This window comes from Pseudomonas defluvii, from assembly GCF_001695625.1.
Classification (GTDB): domain Bacteria; phylum Pseudomonadota; class Gammaproteobacteria; order Pseudomonadales; family Pseudomonadaceae; genus Aquipseudomonas; species Aquipseudomonas defluvii.
Genome location: NZ_MBPN01000171.1, coordinates 1 through 6,150 on the forward strand (window position 1 = coordinate 1; position 6,150 = coordinate 6,150).

General features: G+C 58.7%; 6 protein-coding genes and 1 pseudogene. All 7 read right to left on the minus strand.

Features of this window, described 5'->3' with window-relative positions; all coding sequences use genetic code 11:
- Positions 1-584 (minus strand): alkyl hydroperoxide reductase subunit C (ahpC, locus tag EKA13_RS25355; protein ID WP_065761835.1); only part of this gene is annotated, 584 nt, incomplete at its 3' end.
- Positions 585-1,486: 902 nt separating this feature from the next.
- A complete protein-coding gene (gene gorA / locus EKA13_RS25360; RefSeq protein WP_065761836.1) occupies positions 1,487-2,842 on the minus strand; it encodes a glutathione-disulfide reductase in 1,356 nt (451 codons plus the stop codon).
- Between the two features lie 103 nt (positions 2,843-2,945).
- On the minus strand, positions 2,946-3,785 hold the full coding sequence (galU, locus tag EKA13_RS25365; RefSeq protein ID WP_065761837.1) for a UTP--glucose-1-phosphate uridylyltransferase GalU: 840 nt from the start codon (positions 3,783-3,785) through the stop codon (positions 2,946-2,948).
- Positions 3,786-3,974: 189 nt separating this feature from the next.
- Positions 3,975-4,886, minus strand: a complete 912-nt coding sequence (locus EKA13_RS25370) for a c-type cytochrome (RefSeq protein ID WP_065761838.1) — start codon at positions 4,884-4,886, stop codon at positions 3,975-3,977.
- Positions 4,883-5,533 carry a c-type cytochrome gene (locus EKA13_RS25375; RefSeq protein WP_065761839.1) on the minus strand — a complete coding sequence of 217 codons (651 nt, stop codon included), beginning with the start codon at positions 5,531-5,533 and terminating at the stop codon, positions 4,883-4,885. Before EKA13_RS25375 ends, EKA13_RS25370 begins: the two co-directional genes overlap by 4 nt.
- 160 nt (positions 5,534-5,693) lie before the next feature.
- The gene (locus EKA13_RS25380) at positions 5,694-6,044 is read right to left on the minus strand and encodes a hypothetical protein (protein WP_065761840.1); all 351 of its coding nucleotides are present in this window, start codon (positions 6,042-6,044) and stop codon (positions 5,694-5,696) included.
- Positions 6,045-6,057: 13 nt separating this feature from the next.
- A pseudogene (locus EKA13_RS29030) lies at positions 6,058-6,150 on the minus strand (transcriptional regulator); the annotation flags it as partial.

Below are 6,150 nucleotides of genomic sequence, written 5' to 3' on the forward strand. Positions count from 1 at the left end.
TTGTGCGCCTGCTGCTCTACCCCTACTGGTTTGGCATTGTTCCAGCGCTGCGCCAGGGGGGCGCCACCGTATTTGCACTTGGCCGGGCAGACTTCACCTGGGTGGGCGGCAACATACTGAGCGGCCTTGACCTTGCGCAGCAGCTCACTGGCATCACGACCGACACCGCCGTCATTCAGCTCGACGATTTTGATCTGGCCTTGCGGGTTGATCACGAAAGTACCACGGTCAGCCAGACCGGCTTCTTCGATCAGCACGTCGAAGTTGCGGGAGATGACGTGGGTTGGGTCACCGATCAGCGGGTACTGGATCTTGCCGATGGTGTCCGAGGTGTCGTGCCACGCTTTGTGGGTGAAGTGGGTGTCGGTGGACACGCCATAGATCTCTACGCCCAGCTTCTGGAATTCGGCGTAGTTGTCGGCCAGGTCGCCCAGCTCGGTTGGGCAGACGAAGGTGAAGTCGGCCGGGTAGAAAAATACTACAGACCATTTGCCCTTCAGGTCAGCTTCCGACACCTCGACGAACTTGCCGTTGTGGTAAGCGGTAGCGTTGAACGGTTTGACCTGGCTATTGATGATAGGCATGAGTGACGCTCCTTCAGGGGTTGAGAAATCTGATGGAGAGAATCCTAGTCACTTATCGAAAAAATCGCTCATTGGCAAAGCTGATGCCGCCGATTGGTTTTGGCTATAAGCCGAAGTGATTAATAGAAGATTTCTGTTTGTATCGCAGGCAAGCCAGCTCCAACAAAAGCTAAACAGCCTGTAGGAGCGGGTCTTGCCCGCGATGCAGCCGCCGCGAGCTCACAGGCCCCCGCCGACGCCATCGCAGGCAAGCCAGCTCCAACAAAGGCTAAACAGCCTGTAGGAGCGGGTCTTGCCCGCGATGCAGACGCCGCGCACTCACTGGCAACCCGCCGAGGCCATCGCAGGCAAGCCTGCTCCAACAAAGGCTAAACAGCCTGTAGGAGCGGGTCTTGCCCACGATGCAGACGCCGCGCACTTACTGCCACCCCGCCGACGCCATCGCAGGCAAGCCAGCTCCAACAAAAGCTAAACAGCCTGTAGGAGCGGGGCTTGCCCGCGATGCAGCCGCCGCGCACTCACGGGCACCCCGCCGAGGCCATCGCAGGCAAGCCAGCTCCAACAAAAGCTAAACAGCCTGTAGGAGCCGGTCTTGCCCGCGATGCAGCCGCCGCGCACTCACTGCCACCCCGCCGACGCCATCGCAGGCAAGCCTGCTCCAACAAAAGCTAAACAGCCTGTAGGAGCGGGTCTTGCCCGCGATGCAGCCGCCGCGCACTCACTGCCACCCCGCCGACGCCATCGCAAGCAAGCCAGCGCCAACAAAAGCTAAACAGCCTGTAGGAGCAGGGCTTGCCCGCGATGCAGACGCCGCGAACTCACTGCCACCCCGCCGACGCCATCGCAGGCAAGCCAGCTCCAACAAAAGCTGTTCCAACACAGGTGCCTGCAATGGGCGACTGTTAGCGAACAGGCGTGCGCATGGTCACAAACTCTTCGGCAGCCGTTGGATGCACACCGATGGTTTCGTCGAATTGCTGTTTGGTCGCACCCGCCTTCAGTGCAATACCCAGCCCCTGGATGATCTCGCCAGCATCCGGGCCAACCATATGGCAGCCAAGGACGCGGTCCGTCTTGGCATCGACTACCAGCTTCATCAAGGTGCGTTCCTGGCACTCGGTGAGGGTCAGTTTCATTGGCCGGAAACGGCTTTCAAAAATACTCACCTCATAGCCCTGCGCGACCGCCTGCTCTTCGCTCAGGCCAACAGTGCCAATCGGCGGCTGGCTGAACACCGCTGTCGGTATGTTCTGGTAGTCAACCTTACGGTACTGCTCAGGCTTGAACAGGCGCCGCACCACGGCCATACCCTCGGCCAGCGCCACCGGGGTCAATTGCACACGTCCGATCACATCACCAATCGCCAGAATCGATGGATCAGTGGTCTGAAACAGTTCGTCGACGCGGATGAAGCCGCGCGAATCAAGCTCGACACCGGTGTTTTCCAGGCCCAGGTTATCCAGCATCGGACGACGCCCGGTAGCGTAAAACACGCAATCGGCGATCAGTTCACGGCCATCGTTGAGGGTGGCCTTGAGGCTTCCGTCCGCCTGTTTCTCGATACTGCGAATTTCAGTATTGAACTGCAGGTCCATGCCGCGCTTTTCCAGTTCCTCCTTCAGGTGCTCACGCACGGCACCGTCGAAGCCGCGCAGGAACAGGTCCCCTCGGTAGAGCAGCGAAGTTTTGGCACCGAGCCCTTGGAAAATGCCGGCAAACTCTACCGCGATGTAACCGCCACCCACCACCAGCACGCGCTTGGGCAGGTCCTTCAGGTAGAAAGCTTCGTTGGAACTGATGGCCAACTCTTTACCCGGGATGTCCGGAGTCTGCGGCCAGCCACCGGTAGCGATCAGAATGTGCTCGGCGCTGTAACGCTGCCCGTCGACCTCCACTTCATGGGCCCCGGTCAGCCGCGCATGCCCCTCAAGCAGGGTCACGCCGCTGTTCAGCAGCAGGTTGCGATAGATACCATTGAGCCGCTCGATTTCACGGTTCTTGTTGGCGATCAATTGCCCCCAATCGAACTGTGCATCTTCCAGTGACCAGCCAAAACCACTGGCTTGCTCAAAGTCATCGGCGAAATGAGCGCCGTAGACCAGCAGTTTTTTCGGCACGCAGCCAACGTTTACGCAGGTCCCCCCCAGGTAACGGCTTTCGGCAACCGCCACCTTTGCACCGAAACCCGCGGCAAAGCGTGCCGCACGCACACCGCCGGAACCGGCACCAATCACGAACAGATCAAAATCGTAGGCCATCTCAGGTCTCCTTGGCAGGCCATCAGCATAACCCCGGCGACAGCCAGGAACAAAAAAGCCACCCGAAGGTGGCTTTTTCGACTTCAACGGTTACGCCAACAAATCAGTAGGCCTTGCCGGTCTTGTAGAAGTTTTCGAAGCAGAAGTTGGTGGCGTCGATGTAGCCTTCGGCACCACCGCAGTCAAAACGCTTGCCCTTGAATTTGTAAGCCATTACGCAGCCGTTCTGCGCCTGCTTCATCAGGGCGTCGGTGATCTGGATCTCGCCACCCTTGCCTGGCTCGGTCTGCTCGATCAGATCGAAGATGTCCGGCGTCAGGATGTAGCGACCAATGATGGCCAGGTTCGACGGCGCATCTTCAGGCTTTGGCTTCTCGACCATGCTGTGGACGCGGTAAATGTCGTCACGGATCATCTCGCCGGCAATCACACCGTACTTGTTGGTTTCCGAAGGATCGACTTCCTGGATGGCCACGATCGAGCAGCGGAACTGCTTGTACAGCTTGACCATCTGGGTCAGCACGCCATCGCCTTCCAGGTTGACGCACAGGTCGTCGGCCAGTACTACGGCAAACGGCTCGTCGCCGATCAGCGGACGACCAGTCAGGATCGCGTGGCCCAGGCCTTTCATTTCGGTCTGACGGGTGTAGGAGAACGAGCACTCGTCGAGCAGGCGGCGAATACCGACCAGGTATTTTTCCTTGTCGGTGCCCTTGATCTGGTTTTCCAGCTCGTAGCTGATGTCGAAATGGTCTTCCAGAGCACGCTTGCCACGACCGGTAACGATGGAGATCTCGTTCAGACCTGCCTCCAGCGCCTCTTCAACGCCGTACTGGATCAGTGGCTTGTTCACCACCGGCAGCATTTCCTTGGGCATGGCTTTGGTTGCTGGCAGGAAGCGAGTGCCGTAACCGGCTGCCGGGAACAAGCATTTTTTGATCATAAAAGTCCTTAACAAGGGCTGTGCGTACGAAATTCGGCGCAGTCTAATCAGGCGGCGGTCACCTTACAATGCCCCACCCACGGTTAGCCGATGCCAAATAGAGAAATACCAGTGTAGATAGTTCCCTGGCCAGGTAAATATTGCACCTGCCGATCACCCTCGACAGGCACAAAATGGCAGGGGCTGAGCTTACTCAGTGCCTTGACCAATCAAGACACCCTCGACCTTTTGCCCATACAGGTTCACGCCATCATTGGCGTGGAACTTCAGACGGGTCTTCTCGATGGAGCCTTCGATCAACCGTGGATCCTGAGGGCGCTCGTGTTTGTTGATGTAAGCCGCCACGTCCCAGGCTTGCTGGTCCGAGAGGCTGCCGGGCTTGCCCAAGGGCATATTGTGCTTGATGAACGAGGTGGCCGTATTGATCCGGTGCATGCCCGCGCCCCAGTTATAGGAGTCCTTGCCCCAAAGTGGCGGCATCACATAGTCGCTGGCAACCTTCTGGCCTTCACCGTTGTTGCCATGACACACCGCGCACTGATCCTTGTACACCTGCTCGCCCCGGCTGAAATCGTAACCCTGAGCAGGTTCCGGTACGTCCGGGTAACCACGCCCGGGTGTCTCGATGCCAATCGGCGCCTTGCTGGCCAACCAGTAGGCGTAGACCGACAAGGCGGTCATTTCCGGGCTATCCGCTGCAGGCGGCTTGCCATTCATGCTGAACTGAAAACACCCCTGGATACGCTCGGCGAAGGTGTTGACCTTGTCGTTTTTCTTGCGATAGGCCGGGTACATGGGGTACGCCCCCCACAGCGGGGCCGAGTTGGCCAGGCGCCCCTGATCAAGGTGGCAGTTGCTGCAATTGAGACCATTGCCGACGTAGTTCGGCATCAGCCGCCGAGTATCGACGAACAGGGCGTAGCCATCACGGACCATCTTGCCGAACGCGTTGTCCGGCAGTTCACGTTCAGCAGGAGGAACGAAGCCACTTGCCGTGCTGGCAGGTGGCACGTTCAACTGGGACTGGTCCTCCATGACAACCTGTGCAGCGTGAACACTGCTGATGGACAATGCCAGCGAAGCCAAGATAAAGCGCGTCATTGTTTGCCCTCCTGGCTGCCAAGGTTGGCAAAGTACTCCGCTACCGCCTTGACCTCGTCGTCACTCAATGCCTTGGCTACGCCAACCATGAGCTGGTTGGAATCGTTGCTGCGAGTGCCGTCTCGCCAAGCGTTGAGCTGTGCCGCCAGATAGGTGGCCGGCTGATGCACCAGTGGCGGAAAATGCTCGCCGACGCCCACGCCTCCGGGGCCATGGCACTGGACACAGCCAGGAATGCTGCGCGCCCAATCGCCGTACAGCGCCAGCTTCTCATCTGGGCTGCTCGCCATCTGCTGACGACGGACAAGCGGGGTTTTCGGCGTGGGCATGGCTGCCAGGGCAGCGCTGACTGCCTGGATTTCCGAGGCGCTCAGGGCCTTGGCCAACGGCTCCATGATCGGGTTCTTGCGGCTGCCACTACGAAAGTCGGCCAGTTGCTTGCTCAGGTAGCCGGCAGGCAAGCCTGCCAAACGTGGGAACCCGGCCGCTGCCATGCCCATGCCATCAGCGCCGTGACAGCCCATGCATGCCATGGCGGCGGGGTTCTGGCCGCCTTGAGTGAAAACGTTTTGACCTTCCGTAGCCTGCGCGACCTGAAGCGAGAGCAGCAATGCGCCGCTCGCCAGGATTCGATCCAGTGGGATCATCACGAACTCCATTTTCTAGTTATTAGCTTAGGCACATAAAATATAAGCCTATGGATAGTAGGCCTATATACCGCCCGCTACAAACATTGCGCTAACACTGGAAAAGGAGGGATACCGCACTGAATCGCTCTATCTGGAGGCCATCATCGAAACACCGGCCTCAGCCCGAGATACAGTGCGTGGCTGCGGTTTTCACATCCCCCAAACGCATTGGGAAGTTGTTCAGGCGTTCATACAACTTGATGCTGCTGCCACTGCCACGTTTTTCAATATCGAATACCGCTGCAGGCCCAGCGGAAAGTTTTTGCGGCACGATCAAGCGAACCCCATCATGGCGCTCTTCCAGTTGCAAAGGTGCGCGACTGTCGGCCAGCGCTTGCTGGACGCAATGGGCATACGCCTGGGGCGACTTGCCTGAAATAACATCCAGGGTCTCGGGGGTTTGCTCAAGCTCTGCCACACTCGCACAACCAGTCAGCGTTACTGCCAACGCTGGGACAAGCCATCTCATCGATACCACTCCATCGAAAAAAGTTCTGACCACGCGCCTCCAGCTTCAACAAGCCACTAGCCGACAACCTGGCCAGATGTGCGCACGCCGAGGAGGGCGTCAGCCC

Coding starts and splice junctions, on each gene's coding strand:
- EKA13_RS25375 (WP_065761839.1), bottom strand. CDS start 5,533: ATGATCCCACTGGATCGAATCCTGGCGAGCGGCGCATTGCTGCTCTCG.
- gorA (WP_065761836.1), bottom strand. CDS start 2,842: ATGGCCTACGATTTTGATCTGTTCGTGATTGGTGCCGGTTCCGGCGGT.
- EKA13_RS25370 (WP_065761838.1), bottom strand. CDS start 4,886: ATGACGCGCTTTATCTTGGCTTCGCTGGCATTGTCCATCAGCAGTGTT.
- EKA13_RS25380 (WP_065761840.1), bottom strand. CDS start 6,044: ATGAGATGGCTTGTCCCAGCGTTGGCAGTAACGCTGACTGGTTGTGCG.
- galU (WP_065761837.1), bottom strand. CDS start 3,785: ATGATCAAAAAATGCTTGTTCCCGGCAGCCGGTTACGGCACTCGCTTC.